Annotated in this window: 15 protein-coding genes and 1 tRNA gene; 9 read left to right on the top strand and 7 right to left on the bottom strand. The window is 71.1% G+C overall.

The annotated features are described in order from the left end of the window. Positions 1–24 precede the first annotated feature (24 nt). Positions 25–108: transfer RNA gene (locus ACFQPP_RS02870), tRNA-Leu, on the bottom strand. A gap of 120 nt (positions 109–228) precedes the next feature. Between ACFQPP_RS02870 and ACFQPP_RS02865 the strand changes: the two genes are divergently transcribed. The 7 genes from ACFQPP_RS02865 (at position 229) to pknB (ending at position 9370) form a co-directional block, all read left to right on the top strand. Continuing rightward, complete coding sequence (locus ACFQPP_RS02865; protein WP_376915003.1) at positions 229–906, top strand: FhaA domain-containing protein; 678 nt, start codon at positions 229–231, stop codon at positions 904–906. Beyond that, positions 903–1466, top strand: coding sequence for an FHA domain-containing protein (locus tag ACFQPP_RS02860; protein WP_376915002.1), 564 nt, complete (start codon positions 903–905; stop codon positions 1464–1466). The genes ACFQPP_RS02865 and ACFQPP_RS02860 overlap by 4 nt, the downstream gene beginning before the upstream one ends. A gap of 1 nt (position 1467) precedes the next feature. Then, complete coding sequence (locus tag ACFQPP_RS02855) at positions 1468–2706, top strand: PP2C family protein-serine/threonine phosphatase (protein WP_376915001.1); 1239 nt, start codon at positions 1468–1470, stop codon at positions 2704–2706. Further along, positions 2703–4322: an FtsW/RodA/SpoVE family cell cycle protein gene (locus tag ACFQPP_RS02850; protein WP_376915000.1), complete on the top strand. Its 1620-nt coding sequence runs from the start codon at positions 2703–2705 to the stop codon at positions 4320–4322. Before ACFQPP_RS02855 ends, ACFQPP_RS02850 begins: the two co-directional genes overlap by 4 nt. After that, positions 4319–5800, top strand: coding sequence for a peptidoglycan D,D-transpeptidase FtsI family protein (locus ACFQPP_RS02845; protein WP_376914999.1), 1482 nt, complete (start codon positions 4319–4321; stop codon positions 5798–5800). Before ACFQPP_RS02850 ends, ACFQPP_RS02845 begins: the two co-directional genes overlap by 4 nt. Then, a complete protein-coding gene (locus ACFQPP_RS02840; protein ID WP_376914998.1) occupies positions 5797–7515 on the top strand; it encodes a protein kinase in 1719 nt (572 codons plus the stop codon). Before ACFQPP_RS02845 ends, ACFQPP_RS02840 begins: the two co-directional genes overlap by 4 nt. 73 nt (positions 7516–7588) lie before the next feature. Further along, positions 7589–9370, top strand: coding sequence for a Stk1 family PASTA domain-containing Ser/Thr kinase (gene pknB / locus ACFQPP_RS02835; protein ID WP_376914997.1), 1782 nt, complete (start codon positions 7589–7591; stop codon positions 9368–9370). A gap of 117 nt (positions 9371–9487) precedes the next feature. Here the strand turns inward: pknB and ACFQPP_RS02830 are convergent, their stop codons facing one another. The 3 genes from ACFQPP_RS02830 to ACFQPP_RS02820 are packed head-to-tail and all read right to left on the bottom strand — an operon-like array spanning position 9488 to position 11006. Then, the gene (locus ACFQPP_RS02830) at positions 9488–10129 is read right to left on the bottom strand and encodes an anthranilate synthase component II (protein ID WP_376914996.1); all 642 of its coding nucleotides are present in this window, start codon (positions 10127–10129) and stop codon (positions 9488–9490) included. Beyond that, the gene (locus ACFQPP_RS02825; protein ID WP_376914995.1) at positions 10126–10284 is read right to left on the bottom strand and encodes a hypothetical protein; all 159 of its coding nucleotides are present in this window, start codon (positions 10282–10284) and stop codon (positions 10126–10128) included. The genes ACFQPP_RS02830 and ACFQPP_RS02825 overlap by 4 nt, the downstream gene beginning before the upstream one ends. Continuing rightward, complete coding sequence (locus tag ACFQPP_RS02820; RefSeq protein WP_376914994.1) at positions 10284–11006, bottom strand: class E sortase; 723 nt, start codon at positions 11004–11006, stop codon at positions 10284–10286. Before ACFQPP_RS02820 ends, ACFQPP_RS02825 begins: the two co-directional genes overlap by 1 nt. A gap of 41 nt (positions 11007–11047) precedes the next feature. Here ACFQPP_RS02820 and ACFQPP_RS02815 point away from each other — a divergent pair, with 41 nt between their 5' ends. Further along, positions 11048–11281, top strand: a complete 234-nt coding sequence (locus ACFQPP_RS02815; RefSeq protein WP_376914993.1) for a cell division protein CrgA — start codon at positions 11048–11050, stop codon at positions 11279–11281. Between the two features lie 307 nt (positions 11282–11588). Here the strand turns inward: ACFQPP_RS02815 and ACFQPP_RS02810 are convergent, their stop codons facing one another. Together ACFQPP_RS02810 and ACFQPP_RS02805 are read right to left on the bottom strand one after the other, a co-directional pair. Next, positions 11589–12452, bottom strand: coding sequence for a rhomboid family intramembrane serine protease (locus tag ACFQPP_RS02810; protein WP_376914992.1), 864 nt, complete (start codon positions 12450–12452; stop codon positions 11589–11591). Positions 12453–12495: 43 nt separating this feature from the next. Next, on the bottom strand, positions 12496–13035 hold the full coding sequence (locus ACFQPP_RS02805) for a peptidylprolyl isomerase (RefSeq protein WP_376914991.1): 540 nt from the start codon (positions 13033–13035) through the stop codon (positions 12496–12498). A gap of 130 nt (positions 13036–13165) precedes the next feature. Here ACFQPP_RS02805 and ACFQPP_RS02800 point away from each other — a divergent pair, with 130 nt between their 5' ends. Next, entirely contained in the window at positions 13166–13687 is a 522-nt protein-coding gene (locus ACFQPP_RS02800; protein WP_376914990.1) for a hypothetical protein, read from the top strand. Positions 13688–13756: 69 nt separating this feature from the next. On the opposite strand, the gene ACFQPP_RS02795 is transcribed toward ACFQPP_RS02800, so the two are convergent. After that, complete coding sequence (locus ACFQPP_RS02795) at positions 13757–15721, bottom strand: BCCT family transporter (protein ID WP_376914988.1); 1965 nt, start codon at positions 15719–15721, stop codon at positions 13757–13759. Positions 15722–15764: the final 43 nt, after the last annotated feature.

Below are 15764 nucleotides of genomic sequence, written 5' to 3'. Positions count from 1 at the left end.
CCTCGTCTCCCCGAGGGGACACCGTGCGCGAGGGGGGACTTGAACCCCCACGCCCTTGCGGGCACTGGCACCTGAAGCCAGCGCGTCTGCCAATTCCGCCACTCGCGCATGGGCCGCATCGCTGCGAGCCAACCACGCGACTCTAGCACCCTCCGAGGCGCCTGCGACGCGACGGCTGCGTTCGTCCCGTACCCTGGGTGGCGCATCGACGAGAGGCATGACGGACACGTGGGAATCCTCGACAGCTTCGAGCGTGGGCTCGAGCGGGTCGTCAACGGCGCATTCGCCAAGACGTTCCGCAGCGGCGTCGAGCCGTTGGAGATCGCGGCTGCGCTGAGGCGCGAGCTCGACACCAACGCCTCCGTCGTCTCGCGCGACCGCATCCTCGTGCCCAATCGCCTCACGGTGCGGCTCGCCCCCGAGGACCATGCGCGCATGCAGCGCCTCGGCGACTCGCTCACCGACGAGCTGCGCTCTGCGCTGCAGCGGCACGCCGCCGAGAACCAGTACTCGTTCGCGGGCGGCCTCGACCTGACGCTCGAGCGCGACGACGGCCTGTCGACGGGCATCCTCGCCGTCGATGCCGAGCTCGCGAAGGGCGAGGTCGCCTGGCGAGCCGTCGTCGACATCAAGGGCAACCGCGTCTCGCTGCGCACGGGCCGCACCGTCATCGGTCGCGGCTCCGACGCCGACATCACGATCGACGACGCGGGTGCGTCGCGCGCGCACGCCGAGATCGTCTGGGACGGCTCGCGAGCGCAGATCACCGACCTCGGCTCGACGAACGGCACGCTGCTCAACGGCCGCACGCTGAGGAAGTCGCTGCTCGAGCCCGACTCGATCATCGACATCGGCTCGACGCGGCTCGTGTACCGCGTGCTCGCGGAGTCGAGGGATGCCCGATGAGCGACATCAGCGATCTCACCCTCCTCCTGCTGCGCGTGGGCTTCCTCGTGCTGCTGTGGGTCTTCATCTTCATCGTCATCTACTCGCTGCGCAGCGACCTCTTCGCGTCGCGCATCACGCGGCTGCAGCAGGGCGGCGACGCCGCTGCCTCCTCCGCCGCACCGACTGCGCCTGCGCGACCGGCGCCCTCCACGAGCCCCGACGCCGCGACGACCGTCACCCACATGGGTCGTGGCTCGCGCAGCGCACCCGCCCCGACGGTCGCGCAGCCTGCCCGCAGGCTCGTCGTCACGGGCGGCCCGCGCTCCGGCGTCGAGATCGACCTCCCGGCCACGGGCCTCACGATCGGCCGCTCGAGCAGCTCGGGCCTGCAGGTGAAGGACGACTACACGTCCTCCAACCACGCCCGGCTCGTGCTGCGCGGCAGCGAGTGGCGCATCGAGGACCTCGGCTCGACGAACGGCACGTTCGTCGCCGGTCGTCGCGTGCAGGGCTCGGCGTCCGTGACCCCGGGCGTGGAGCTGCGCATCGGCACCACCACGTTCGAGCTGAGGCGGTGACGTGGCCCTCGCCGCAGCGCGCAGCCACGTGGGCAGGGTCCGGAGCGACAATCAGGACTCGGGCTACGCCGGCGCGCACCTGTTCGTCGTCGCCGACGGGATGGGCGGGCACGCCGGCGGCGACGTCGCCTCCGCGCTGACCGTCCGCCGACTGCGCGACGCCGATCGCGAGCACGCGACGCCCGAGGAGGCGCTCGACGACCTCAAGGGCGTGATCCAGTCGGCCGGCGAGCAGCTGCAGTCGACGATGCGCGAGCACCCCGAGCTCGCCGGCATGGGCACCACGGTGTCGGGCATCGTCCGCGTCGGCGACCGCATGGCGATCGCGCACATCGGCGACTCGCGCATCTACCGCTACCGCGTCGGCGCGCTCACGCAGATCACGACCGACCACACCTTCGTGCAGAAGCTCGTCGAGGCGGGCCGCATCACGCGCGAGGAGGCCGAGACGCATCCGCGGCGCAACGTCGTGATGCGCGTCCTCGGCAACATCGAGACGCATCCCGAGGTCGACGGGCTCGTCGAGGACACGCTGCCCGGCGACCGCTGGGTCGTGTGCTCCGACGGTCTCTCGGGCGTCGTGTCCGAGGCGCGCATCGCGCAGCTGCTCGGCCACCGGCGCGACGCGGGCGCCACCGCCGACCGGCTCGTGCAGGAGGCGCTGAGCCACGGCGCGCCCGACAACGTGACCGTCGTGATCGTCGACGTCGACGAGTCGGGCTCGTCGGGCGTCGAGCCGCAGACCGTCGGCAGCGCCGCGAGCGAGATCGACTACGCGGCGGCCGAGCCCGAGGCCACCCCCATGAGCCTCACGCAGCTGCTGCTGCATCCCGTGCAGGCGAGGCAGCAGCCCGCGTACGAGCACTTCGAGCCCGAGAGCGAGGAGTACCTCGCCGAGCTGCTCGCCGAGCACCGCAGGTGGAAGCTGCGCCGCCGCATCACCTGGACGGTGGGCGTCGCCCTCGCGGTGATCGCGGTCGTCGCCGCGTGCCTCGGCTTCTACGCGTGGACGCAGACCCGCTACTTCGTGGGTGCGAACGACGAGGGCTACGTCACCATCTACCAGGGCGTGCAGAGCGACGTGGGCCCGATCTCGCTGTCGTCGGAGGTGCAGGTCACCGACATCGAGCTCGACGAGCTCAGCGACTTCGAGCGTCAGCGCATCGAGCAGACGATCAACGCGGACGACCTGGGAGCCGCGCAGCGCATCGTCGACCGGCTGGAGGTGGCGGCGCCATGAGCAACGCCCTGCAGACCGGCATGATCCAGCTTCGCGACGCGACGCAGGCCATCCGCGTGCGCATCCGCAATCCGCAGAGGCTGCGAGCGCTCGAGCTGCTGCTGCTCGTCATCGCGTGGGCGATCGGCGGTGGCGCGATGCTGCTCGTGCAGATCGGCGCGCTCGGCGCCGTCGACCTCACGCTGCTCTACCTCTTCGGCGGCCTCGCGGCGATGACGCTCGTCGTGCACGTCGTGCTGCGCTTCGTCGCGCGCGACGCCGACCCGTTCCTGCTGCCGATCGCGACGGCGCTCAACGGCCTCGGCATCGCCATGATCTACCGCATCGACATCGGTCGCGGCGATCTCGGATGGGATGCGGCGGGCGTGCGCCAGATCGTCTGGATGGCCATCGCGCTCGTCGCAGCGGTCGTCGTGCTGCTCGTCATCCGCAACCATCGCGTGCTGCTGCGGTACCGCTTCACGGCGATGGCGGCGGCGCTCGTGCTGCTCGTGCTGCCGATGCTGCCCGGCCTCGGCGCGACGATCAACGGCGCGCAGGTGTGGATCCAGGTCGGCAGCTTCTCGTTCCAGCCCGGCGAGATCGCGAAGATCGCCCTCGCGGTCTTCTTCGCCGGCTACCTCGTCACGGCCCGCGACTCGCTGTCGATCGCCGGGCGCCGCGTGCTCGGGCTGCAGCTGCCGCGCCTGCGCGACCTCGGACCCATCGCGCTCGTGTGGGCCATGTGCATGATGGTGCTCGTCGTGCAGGGCGACCTCGGCACGGGCCTGCTGTACTTCGGGCTCTTCACCGTCATGCTCTACGTCGCGACGGGTCGGCGCTCGTGGATCATCATCGGCCTCGTCATGGTCGTCGCCGCTGGCGCGATGCTGTGGCTGCTCACGCGCGGCGAGGCGGAGTGGATGCAGCGCGTCGGCATCGGCGTCATCGTGCTGGCCGTCGTCGGCATCATGGGCGCGTTCGCGGTCATGTCCCTGCAGCGCTGGCGCGCAGACGGGGGCATCGGCTGGATCGTCTCCGGCGGCGTCGCCGCCGTGGCAGGCCTCGTCGTGGCGTTCGTGCTGCTGCGCCTCGACCCCGCGTCGCTCGAGGGCCTCGGCATCGGTCGCGTCGAGTCGCGCGTCGAGGGCTGGCTGCGCGCGTTCGACGACGACGTCTTCTCCCGCGAGTCGGGCAGCTCGTACCAGCTCGTCACCGGCATCTTCGGCATGGCGGCCGGCGGGCTCATCGGCACGGGCCTCGGCCTCGGCCGCCCCGGGCTCGTGCCGCACGCCGAGTCCGACTTCATCATGGCGTCGATGGGCGAGGAGCTCGGGATGGTCGGGTTCTTCGCGATCCTCGCCCTCTTCCTCGTCCTCGTGTCGCGCGGCATCCGCATCGGCTACCTCGGCTCCGACGACTTCACGAAGCTGCTCGCCGTGGGCCTCGCGTTCGTCATCGCGCTGCAGGTGTTCATCGTCGTGGGCGGCGTCACGCGCGTCATCCCGCTCACGGGCCTCACGACGCCGTTCATGGCCGCGGGCGGCTCGTCGCTCGTCGCGAACTGGATCATCGTGGCGCTGCTGCTGCGCCTCAGCGACACCGTGCGCATGCAACGAAGGGTGGTGACCGCATGAACCGCGAGCTCTCGAGGGTCAGCGTGCTGCTGCTGTGCATGTTCGTGGCCCTGTTCGGCTCCTCGTCGATCATCCAGTGGGCGCAGGCGGATGCGCTGCGCGACGATCCGCGCAACTCCCGCACGCTGCTGGCGTCGTTCGCTGCCGAGCGCGGCTCGATCCTCGTCGACGGCACGGCCGTCGCGCAGAGCGTCGAGTCCGGCGACGTCTACGAGTGGCAGCGCCAGTACCCGCAGGGTGCGCTCTACGCTCCTGTCACGGGCTACAACACGCTCGGACAGGGCAACAGCGGCATCGAGGGCGCCATGAACGACGAGCTGACGGGGCAGGCCTCGAGCCAGTTCTTCCAGCAGGTCGAGCAGCTCATCACGGGTCAGGATCCGTCGGGCTCGTCGGTCGAGCTCACGATCGACCCCGCAGCGCAGGAGGCCGCGATGACGGCGCTGCAGGGCGTCGGCCCGGGTGCCACGGGCGCCGCGGTCGCGATCGACCCGGCGACGGGCGACATCCTCGCGCTCGCCTCGAACCCGACGTTCGACCCGAACGTCCTCGCGAACCACGACACGCAGGCCGTCATCGCCGCGTACGACCAGCTCATCGCCGATCCGGGGGATCCGCTCGTCAACCGCGCGATCGGCGGCGACCTGTACTTCCCCGGCTCGGTCTTCAAGCTCGTGGTGGCGGCTGCGGCGATCGAGTCCGGCGACTACACGCCCGAGTCGACGTTCGCGAACCCGGCCGAGCTGAATCTCACGGGCACCTCCACGCCCATCTACAACTCGACTCGCGAGGCGTGCCGCGGTGGCGAGGGCGACCAGGTGTCGCTCGTCAACGCGCTCATCTACTCCTGTAACATCCCGTTCGCCGAGCTGGGCGAGCAGCTGGGCGAGGATGCCCTCGCCGAGCAGGCTGCGGCGTTCGGCTACGGCGAGGCGCTGCAGATCCCCATGTCGGTCACGGCGTCGACCTACCCCGACGGCCTCGCCCCCTCCGAGCTGCAGCTGACGTCGTTCGGCCAGTACGACGTGCGCGTGACGCCGCTGCAGGTGGCCATGACGACGGCGGCGATCGCGAACGACGGCATGCTCATGCAGCCGCAGCTCGTGGAGCAGGTCATCGACACCGAGTCGCTCGACGTCATCGCCGACCCCGATCCTGCCGAGCTCGGCCAGGCGGTCAGCGAGTCCACGGCTCAGACCATGCAGGATCTGATGGTGCAGGGCGTCGAGCAGGGACTCGCGTCGAACGCGGCCATCCCGGGGGTCACGGTCGGCGGCAAGACCGGCACGGCCGAGAACGACGAGTCGGGCGACAGCCCCTTCAACCTGTGGTTCACGGGCTTCGGCGAGGGGACGGACGGCCAGCAGGTCGCCGTGGCCGTCGTCGTCGTCCCTGAGCAGAACATCGCGGCGGACACCTCGAACGAGGTCGCCGCACCCATCGGCAGAGCGATCATCGAGGCGGTGCTGAACTCATGAGACCAACGAGCGGACTCACCTTCGGTGGGCGGTACCAGCTCACGTCGAGGATCGCCATCGGCGGCATGGGCGAGGTCTGGCAGGCCAGCGACCTCGTCATCGGCCGCACGGTGGCGCTGAAGATCCTCAAGGACGAGTACATGGGCGACCCCGGGTTCCTCGAGCGCTTCCGCGCCGAGGCCCGGCACGCTGCGCTCGTGAACCATGAGGGCATCGCGAACGTCTTCGACTACGGCGAGGAGGAGGGCAGCGCCTTCCTCGTGATGGAGCTCGTGCCCGGCGAGCCGCTGAGCGCGATCCTCGATCGCGACCGCACGCTGCCTGCCGACAAGGTGCTCGACATCGTCGCGCAGACGTCTGCGGCGCTGCACGCAGCGCATCAGGCGGGGCTCGTGCACCGCGACATCAAGCCCGGCAACCTGCTCATCACGCCCGAGGGGCGCGTGAAGATCACCGACTTCGGCATCGCGCGCATCGCCGACCAGGTGCCGCTGACGGCCACGGGTCAGGTCATGGGCACGGTGCAGTACCTGTCGCCCGAGCAGGCGAGCGGCCAGCCGGCCGCCCCCGCCACCGACATCTACTCGCTGGGCATCGTCGCCTACGAGGCGCTCGCCGGCCGTCGGCCGTTCACGGGCGAGTCGCAGGTCGCGATCGCGATGGCGCACATCAACGACGCGCCGCCCGAGCTGCCCGGCACCGTGCCCGAGCCCGTGCGCAACCTCGTGCTGTCGTGCATCGCGAAGAAGCCCGCCGATCGGCCCACGTCGGCCGCGCACCTCTCGCGCGCCGCGACGATGCTGCGCCGCGGCGACATCGCAGGCGCCGCGGCCATCGTGCCCGGCATCGCCTCGACCGACTCGTTCGCGACGATCGACGCGCCCACGCAGGCGACGACGCGCGTCATCGGCACCCAGTCGCATCCGGCCACGGCGGCGCTGCCCGTCGCGATCGAGGAGGACACGCGCGTCGACGAGCGCGGGCGGCGCAAGCCGTGGGTCATCCCCGTCATCGTCATCGCGGCGAGCCTGCTCATCGCGGGGCTCATCGCGCTCGCGTGGGCGCTCATCGGCCAGGGTGCCGACGAGCCCGAGCCGTCGACGAGCCCCGAGCCGACGCCGTCCGAGACGATCGAGACGGTGCAGATCGACGAGGCCGACTACCTCGGCATGACCGAGGCGGAGTTCCGCGACGCGATGGCGAACCTCGACCTCGTCGCCGACGTGCAGACGGGTGGCGAGGCCGCCCCGACGGCCGCGCAGGCGGGCACGGTGTACGCCGTGAACCCGACGGGCCCCGTCGCCCCGGGCACGCAGATCTCCGCGACGATCTACGCCCCCCTGCCCACGCTCGACCAGCCTGCCGCTCCGACGGTGCAGGGCGGCGGTTCGACCGACGTCCAGCCCGGCGATGCCGCCACGGTGACGTGGGACACGTACGGATGCCCGGCCGGGTACGACGCCTCCTACCGCGTGTTCCTCGAGGGTCCGGGCGGCGTCGGCAACGTCACCGGATCGACGGCCGACGTCACGTTCAACGGCGAGGGCTCCGTCATCGTCACGTACACGGTGACGTGCGAGGCCGAGGGCCGCGACCAGCTCACGAGCGAGCCGTCGCAGCCGCTCACGTTCACGGTGACGGCGCCCGAGCCGTCGACCCCGCCGTCGACCGAGCCGCCCGCCGATCCCGAGCCGACGATCCTGCCGACGCCCTGACGCACGCCAGCGCGACCACAGGTCCGCACCCCCTCTCGGCCGCTAGACTCGACCGGTCCGAGAGGGGGTGCGCATGACCGACGTCATCGCATCCCTCGACGTGCTCGGAGACCGCTACGAGATCGGCGAGCTCATCGGTCGCGGCGGCATGGCCGAGGTGCATCGCGGCCGCGATCGCCGCCTCGACCGGCTCGTGGCCATCAAGCTGCTGAAGCCCGAGCTCGGCGAGGACGACGACTTCCGCGTGCGCTTCCGCCAGGAGGCGCAGTCGGCGGCGCGCATGTCGCATCCGACGGTCGTGCGCGTGTTCGACGCCGGCGAGCAGGTCACGAAGGACGCCCACGGTCGCACCGTGTCGGTGCCCTACATCGTGATGGAGTACGTCGACGGCCGCATGGTGAAGGACATCATCGCCGAGGCCCCGCTCACCGAGTCGGAGGCCGTGCGCATCACGAAGGGCATCCTCACGGCCCTCGAGTACTCGCACCGCGCCGGCATCGTGCACCGCGACATGAAGCCCGGCAACGTGATGGTGACGCCGGGCGGCCACATCAAGGTCATGGACTTCGGCATCGCCCGCGCCGTGAGCGAGACGTCGACCTCGGTCGCGCAGACCGGCATGATCCTCGGCACGGCGCAGTACTTCTCCCCCGAGCAGGCTCGCGGCGAGGTCGTCGACGCCCGCACCGACCTGTACTCAACGGGCGTGATGCTCTTCGAGATGCTCACGGGCCGCGCGCCGTTCCTCGGCGACTCCGCCGTCGCCGTCGCGTACCAGCACGTCTCCGAGCAGCCGGTCGCGCCGTCGACGCTGCGCGACGGCATCTCGCCCGCGATGGACTCCGTCGTGCTCAAGGCGCTCACGAAGCGCAAGGAGGAGCGGTTCCAGACCGCCGACGAGTTCCGCGAGGCGCTCGAGGCAGCGCTCGTGGGCGAGGCGGTCGACGTCGAGGACGACGAGGCGGCCATCTTCACGACGGGCGTGCAGGGCGGCGCCGCGACGACGATGTTCCAGGTGCTCGACGTCGACGACTATCGACCGGCGCCCCAGGCGCGGCCGCCGGTCGCGTGGCTGTGGGGTGGCATCGCCCTCATCGGCGTGCTCGTGGTCGCGATCGTCTTCTGGGCTGCGAGCCAGGGCCCGAGCCTGCCGATCGCCGGCCTGTCGGCCACCGTGCCCACGGTGACGGGCCTGACGCAGGAGGAGGCGGTCGCCGCGGTCGAGGAGGCCGGGCTCTCGCCGAGCGTGCGCCAGACGGTCGACGAGGACTCCGACGCCGGCGAGGTGCTCCGCACCGATCCGCCGGAGGGCACCACCGTGTCGCCTGCCACCTCCGTCACGATCTTCGTCTCGAGCGGCCCTCCGCCGTTCGCGCTCGTCAACGTGCTCGGCAACTCGGTCTCCGAGGCGACCGCTGCGCTCGAGGGCGCGCGACTCGTCGTCGCGGAGTCAGTCATCACGAGCGATCACCCGACGCTGCCTGCCGGCACGGTGCTGCGCACCGAGCCGGCCGCGAGCACCCTCGTCTCCCAGGGCGACACGATCACGCTCGTCGTCTCGAGCGGCGAGGTGCAGATCCCCGACGTCGTGGGCGAGAGCATCACCGACGCCGTCGCGACGATGCAGAGCCCCGACGTGGGCTACCAGGTGCGGCAGCTGTTCGTGCAGTCGTGTCAGGGCGGCCGCGTCGTGCAGCAGGATCTGGCGCCCGGCTCGCACCCGCAGGGCGGCACGATCACGCTCACGTACTGCAACGGCCAGCCTGCGCCCCCCGCGGCCCCGACGACGCCTCCCACCGAGGGCGGCGACGCGCCGCCTCCGGGCGACGGCGGCGGCGAGGGCGACGGCGACTGACGCCAGCGGCGGCGGATCGCCGTGGTTCGTCGCGACCGCGCTCACCCGCGTGGGTGCCTCGCGAGGCGCGAGTGCGGCCCGGCTGCCTCGCCGAGCCTGCTCGACGACCCGTCGGCGTCAGTCGCCGAACGACACGAGGGGTGCCTTGCCGTGCGCACGCTCGGCCGCGCCCTCGAGGCCCGCGCGCTCGAGCCAGTTGCCGAGCATGCGGTAGCCGCCCTCGGTCAGCACCGACTCCGGGTGGAACTGCACGCCCCACACCGGGTGCTCGCGATGCTCGAGCGCCATGATGACGCCGGGCCCGTCGGCCTGCTCGGTGCGGGCCGTGACGGCGAGCGCGTCGGGCACCGTGCCGTCGACGACCGCGAGCGAGTGGTAGCGCGTCGCGGTGAAGGGCGAGGGCACGCCCTCGAAGACCGGCGAGCCCTCGTGGACGACCTGCGACGTCTTGCCGTGCATGAGCTGCTCGGCGTGCGTCACGACGCCGCCGAGCGCCTCGGCGATCGCCTGATGCCCGAGGCACACGCCCAGCAGGGGCACGTCGTGCGCGATCGCCTCGTGCACGATGGGGATGGATGCGCCCGCGTCGGCGGGCGTGCCGGGCCCGGGAGAGAGCAGCACGGCATCCCACTCGCCGATCGTCGCCGGGTCGACGACGTCGTTGCGCACGACGTCGACCTCGGCGCCCAGCTCGGAGAGGTAGCCGGCGAGGGTGTAGACGAAGCTGTCGAAGTTGTCGACGACGAGGATGCGCGTCATGCGACGGTCGCATCCGGCGTCGGCAGGAACGTCTGCATGATCCACGGGTACACGTGCCAGATGAGGGCGTAGGCGACGCCGGCGAGCAGCGCGAGGGCGATGATCGCCTTCACGGGCCACGGGCCGGGCAGGATCCTCCACAGTGCGCCGTACATCAGGCACCTCCCTGGATCGCGGCGAGCTCGGCCGGCATGGTCTCGGACCATCCGACGTACACCGAGTACGTGATGAGTCGCGTCGCGGCCGACCACTCGGGGTGGCACGTCGTCATCGTCATGATGCGGTCGGTCGGCACGGCCCCCGGCTGGTTGGGCACGGGCGCGACGACGTCGACCTGGGTGGGCTGCACGTACTCGCTGTCGCGGTACTCGTACACGTACCAGACGCCCGCGGTCTGCACGTAGATGCGGTCGCCGACGACGAGCTCGTCGAGGCGGGTGAACGGGCCGCCCTGACCGTTGCGGTGCCCGGCGATCGCGAAGTTGCCGACCTCGCCGGGCATGGCGGACGTGTCGTAGTGCGCGAGGCCGAGGTCGAGCGAGTCGAGCACGAATCGGCTGGTGCCCTGGCCCACGACGCGCTGGAAGTCGCCGAAGCGGGGGATGTGCACGACGGCGAACGCCTCGCGGTCTGCCGGAGCCGCGGCGACGGGCGGCTCATCGGTGCGCAGCTCGGTGGCGGGCTCGCCCTGCGCGCCACCCGTGAGCGACTGCGCGAACGTCTCTGCGGCGTCCTGCTGCTGGCCACCCATGATCTCGTCGCTCAGCCACACCTGCCAGCCGACGAAGCCCAGCACGAGCACCCCGACGGTGACGAGCAGCTCCCCGAGCACGCCGCCGACGGTCGTGCGACGACGGGGACGCGGTGGCTTCGGCACTCGAGCATTCTACGCGGGACGCTGCGCTAGACTCGCGGATCATGGCCAGGAACAGCATCGCCCGCTCGCGCGCATCGCGCGATCACGAGGAGTCGCGCAATCCGCAGTGGTACGTGCCGGTCATGCTCGGCTTCATCATCGTCGGGCTGCTGTGGGTCATCGTCTTCTACATCTCGGGCTCGACGCTGCCCATCCAGTCGATCGGTCCGTGGAACATCGCGATCGGCTTCGGCATCATGTTCATCGGCTTCCTGATGACCACGCGCTGGCGCTAGCCAGCCCCTTCGCCTCGCCAGCAGGCCCGCACCGTCTCGGTGCGGGCCTGCTGCGTTCGCAGCGCGTCGCATGGAGGGCGACGCGCATAGCGAATGTTCGAAGACGCTCGAATCACACGCCTGTCAGTTGTGCACAGGTGGGGATAAGTCTGTGGAGAACCGCGGGCGGGCGAGCGCACCGCGGTTCCCCTGCCGAGGGTCCGTCGCCATGCCGCTCGACGGATTGGCACGCGGCGCGCTCCGGGTCGGCGAGGGCCCGCTCCCGCAGCAGGGGCGGGCGGAGCGGGTCGCGGCTGCGACCCGGCCGTCAGAGCACGACGAGCAGGAAGCCGATCCACGTCGCGACGGCCGCGCCGCCGACGACCGCGATGGGCACCCACGACGAGCGGCGCGTCTCGCGCCGCCGCAGGTTGGCGCCGATCCAGAAGCCGAGCGCGACGCCGGCGACGAGCCCGCCCACGTGCGCCTGCCAGGAGACGCCCGAGAGGAAGAGGCCGATCGCGAGGTTCACGCCGACGATGATGAGGATCTGCGGATCGAAGCGGCCGCCGAGCATGCGCTGCAGCCCGATGTAGATGCCGAAGAGCCCGAAGATCGCACCGCTCGCGCCGACGACGGCCGAGCCGGACAGCAGCGTGACGGCGAGGGATCCCCATGCGGCGGTCACGAGGTAGATCGCGAGGAAGGGCAGCCTGCCGAGCCGCTGCTCGATGCCTCGACCCACGAGGTAGAGCGTCAGCATGTTGAAGACGAAGTGCAGCAGCCCGCCGTGCACGAGCGCTGCCGTGACGAAGCGCCACGGCTCGGCGACGGCGAAGGGCGCGTAGAAGAGCAGCGACTGCGTGACGACGCCCCGCATGCCACCCGTGACGAGCTGCAGGATGCCGACGGCGGCGGTGAGGGCGATGATCGACGTCGTGACGGGCGTCGGCATGCCGAGCCAGCGACGCACGCCGCGCCGCACGGGGCCGCCGTAGGCCAGCCTGCGCTGCTGGCGATGCGAGGCGATCGACGTCACCTTCGCTTCGCGCACGCACTCGGGGCACTGCACGCCCACGGGCGCCTGGATCTGGCAGGAGCCGCAGATCGTGCGGCCGCAGCGCTGGCACAGCGTCCAGCTCTGACGACTCGGGTGCCGGTAGCACGCCTCGGCGCCGGGAGCGCTCGTCACGAGCGGCTCCCGGCGCCGAGGCAGGGCTGGTGGTGCGTCACGCTCAGACGGGCGTCACCGTGACGCCGGTGATGACGACGTCCTGGAGGGGCTTGTCGCGACCGTCGGTGTCGACGGCCTGGATGGCGTCGACGACCTTGCGGCTCTCGGCGTCCTCGACGAGGCCGAAGATCGAGTGCTTGCCCCGCAGCCACGGCGTGGGCACGGTCGTGATGAAGAACTGCGAGCCGTTCGTGCCGCGGCCGCCCTGGATGCCGGCGTTCGCCATGGCGAGCACGTAGGGGGCGTCGAACGACAGCTCGGGGTGGATCTCGTCGTCGAACTGGTAGCCGGGGCCGCCGATGCCCTGACCGAGCGGGTCGCCGCCCTGGATCATGAACTCGGGGATGATGCGGTGGAAGATCGTGCCGTCGTAGAGCGGCGCCGACGAGGTCTCGCCCGTGCCCGGGTGCTTCCACTCCTTGCCACCCGTCGCGAGGCCGACGAAGTTCTCGACCGTCTTGGGTGCGTGGTTGCCGAGCAGGTTGACCTCGATGTCGCCGAGGTTGGTGGAGATCGTCGCGACTGCGGTGTGGAGGGCCATGCCTCGATCCTCGCACGCGGCACCCCTGCGCTAGCACCCGTTCGACCACAGCGAAACCCATGGGCTCTCTCCATGCGCCCGTCAGGAGTCCATGCCAGGATGCTGAGCAGACACGACCCGGGAGGCAATCATGTCGCTGACGCTCACTCGCAAGCGCGAGAAGGAGATCAAGAAGCTGCGCAAGCAGGCAGAGAAGCTGTGGACGGTGCAGCGCGACGTCGGCGAGCGTGCCGGCCTCCTCGCGCAGCAGGCTGCAGACCAGGCGAAGGCCTACGGCAACGAGACCCTCGTGCCGGAGGCCCGCCGCTACGCCAAGCGAGGCGTCGACAAGGGCCGCGACGCGGTCGCAGGCGCCACGCACGGCTGGAACGACAAGGTGCTGCCCGCCGTCGCGAGCGGCCTCGGCTCGTTCGCCGCGTACGCGCAGATCGCGAAGGACCAGCGCGTCAAGGACGCCATCTCCAACGTGCAGCGACTGCGCCTGCCCGAGGTGGCGCCCGCGAAGAAGAGCGGCCCCTCGGCCCTCCAGTGGGTGCTGATCGGCGTCGGCACCGTCGCGGTCGCAGGTGCCGCGTACGCCGCGTGGCAGACGCTGCGCGCCGACGACGACCTGTGGATCCCCGACTCCGACGAGGTCGACCCCAGCGTCTGACGCTCGTCGAGGCACGACGAAGGCCCCCACCGCGAGGTGGGGGCCTTCGTCATGTCGCGACGAGGGGCGTCAGCCGCGCTGCGCCGCCGCGTCCGACTCGCCTCGCTCGGCCGCCGACGCATCCGACGTCCGCTCGCGCTCGATGCGCTGCTGCGCGTCGAGCGCGCGCCGCTCCTCGATCTCGAGCGACGAGTCGTCGGCCGGATCGAGGTCGGGCTCGGGGGTGTCGACGAGCTCGCCGACGCCCTCGCCCGGCTCGGTCTGCTCGACCGCGAGCTGGAAGTCGTCGCCGTGCGACGTGACGCCGGCGACGACGGCGTGCTCGACGGCGGCGATCGCGTACTGCCTGCGCACGACGACCGGGTCCTGGCTGAGGTCGCGCGTGAGCGCGACGCACAGCCCGATCATGATGACGATGAACGGCAGCGCCGCGATGATCGTGATCTGCTGCAGGCCGCTCAGCGCATCCTCGCCGCCGATCGACAGCATGACCGCTGCGGCGGCGCCCGTCGCGACGCCCCAGAACACGACGGTCCAGCGCGACGGGGTCAGCGATCCGCGGTGCGAGAGGGTGCCCATGACGATGGATGCGGCGTCGGCGCCCGACACGAAGAAGATCGCGACGAGCACCATGACGAGGATCGAGGTGACCTGACCGAGGGGCAGCTCGCCGAGCGCTGCGAACAGCGTCGCCTCCTGGCCGCCGGCTCCGAGCACGTCGACGCCGTCGATCGTCTGCTGGATGCCGAGGCCGCCGAAGATCGCGAACCACACGAGCGAGACGAGCGAGGGCGCGACGAGCACGCCGACGACGAACTGGCGGATGGTGCGACCGCGCGAGATGCGCGCGATGAACATGCCGACGAAGGGGGTCCAGCTGACCCACCACGCCCAGTAGAAGATCGTCCAGCCACCGAGCCAGTCGGCGAACGCGGCGCCACCCGCCGCCTCGGTGCGACCCGCCATCATCGCGAGCTGCTCGGCGTAGCCCGCGATGGTCGTGGGCAGCAGGTTGAGGATGAAGACGGTCGGGCCGACGACGAACACGAAGAGCGCGAGCACGCCCGCGAGCACCATGTTGATGTTCGACAGCCACTTGATGCCGCGCGCGACGCCGGAGACGGCGGACAGCACGAACAGCACGGTCAGCACGGCGATGATGCCGACCATCGCGGCGTTGCCGAGAGGCCCGACGCCCGCGACGATCTCGAGGCCCGTGCTGATCTGCAGGGCGCCGAGACCGAGCGAGGTCGCCGAGCCGAAGAGGGTCGCGAAGATCGCGAAGATGTCGATCGCCTTGCCGACGGGGCCCTCGACGCGCCGCTTGCCCAGCAGCGACGTGAACGCCGACGAGATGAGCAGCGAGCGGCGCTTGCGGAAGACGCCGTAGGCGAGGGCGAGCCCGACGACGGCGTAGATGGCCCACGGGTGCAGCGTCCAGTGGAACATCGTCGTCGCCATGGCGGTGCGCACCGCCTCGGCCTGGTCGCCGCCCTCGGTGCCCGGCGGGGGCGTGACGAGATGGCTCACGGGCTCGGTGACGCCGTAGAAGACGAGGCCGATGCCCATGCCGGCCGAGAACATCATCGCGATCCAGGAGATCGTCGAGAACTCGGGCTTCGTGTCGTCGTCGCCGAGGGTGATGGTGCCGTAGCGGCCCGCCGCGATGCAGACGACGAACACGACGAACGCCGTGCCGGCGAGGGCGAAGAGCCAGCCCGTGCCGTGGATGACCCAGTCGAAGCCGGTCTGCGCGGCCATCGTCAGCGAGCCGGTCGCGAGCGTGCCCCACAGGACGAATCCGATGGCGACCGCGGCGGCCACGAAGAAGACGATCCTGTCGAGCGGCGCCTTGCGCGCGTTCGGGTTGCGGCCCGGGATGGGCTCGAGGGCGGGGTGCTGCGCCGTGACGTCGGGCACCGCGGTGGCGGGCTGCGCCTGCAGCGGAGCGGCGGTGCTGGCGCCGCTCGGTGCGGAGCTCGTCTCCGCGGTCGTCGACGCGTCGGGCGCGTCGGAGTGCGTGTCTCGTGTCATGTTCGGTTGCGAATCCCAGTCGGTTGCGTGTCGTGCTCCGGAA

Origin of the sequence: Agrococcus sp. GCM10030265 (assembly GCF_042666675.1) — a bacterium.
Lineage (GTDB): Bacteria > Actinomycetota > Actinomycetes > Actinomycetales > Microbacteriaceae > Agrococcus.
This window is presented reverse-complemented; position numbering and strand designations above follow the sequence as displayed.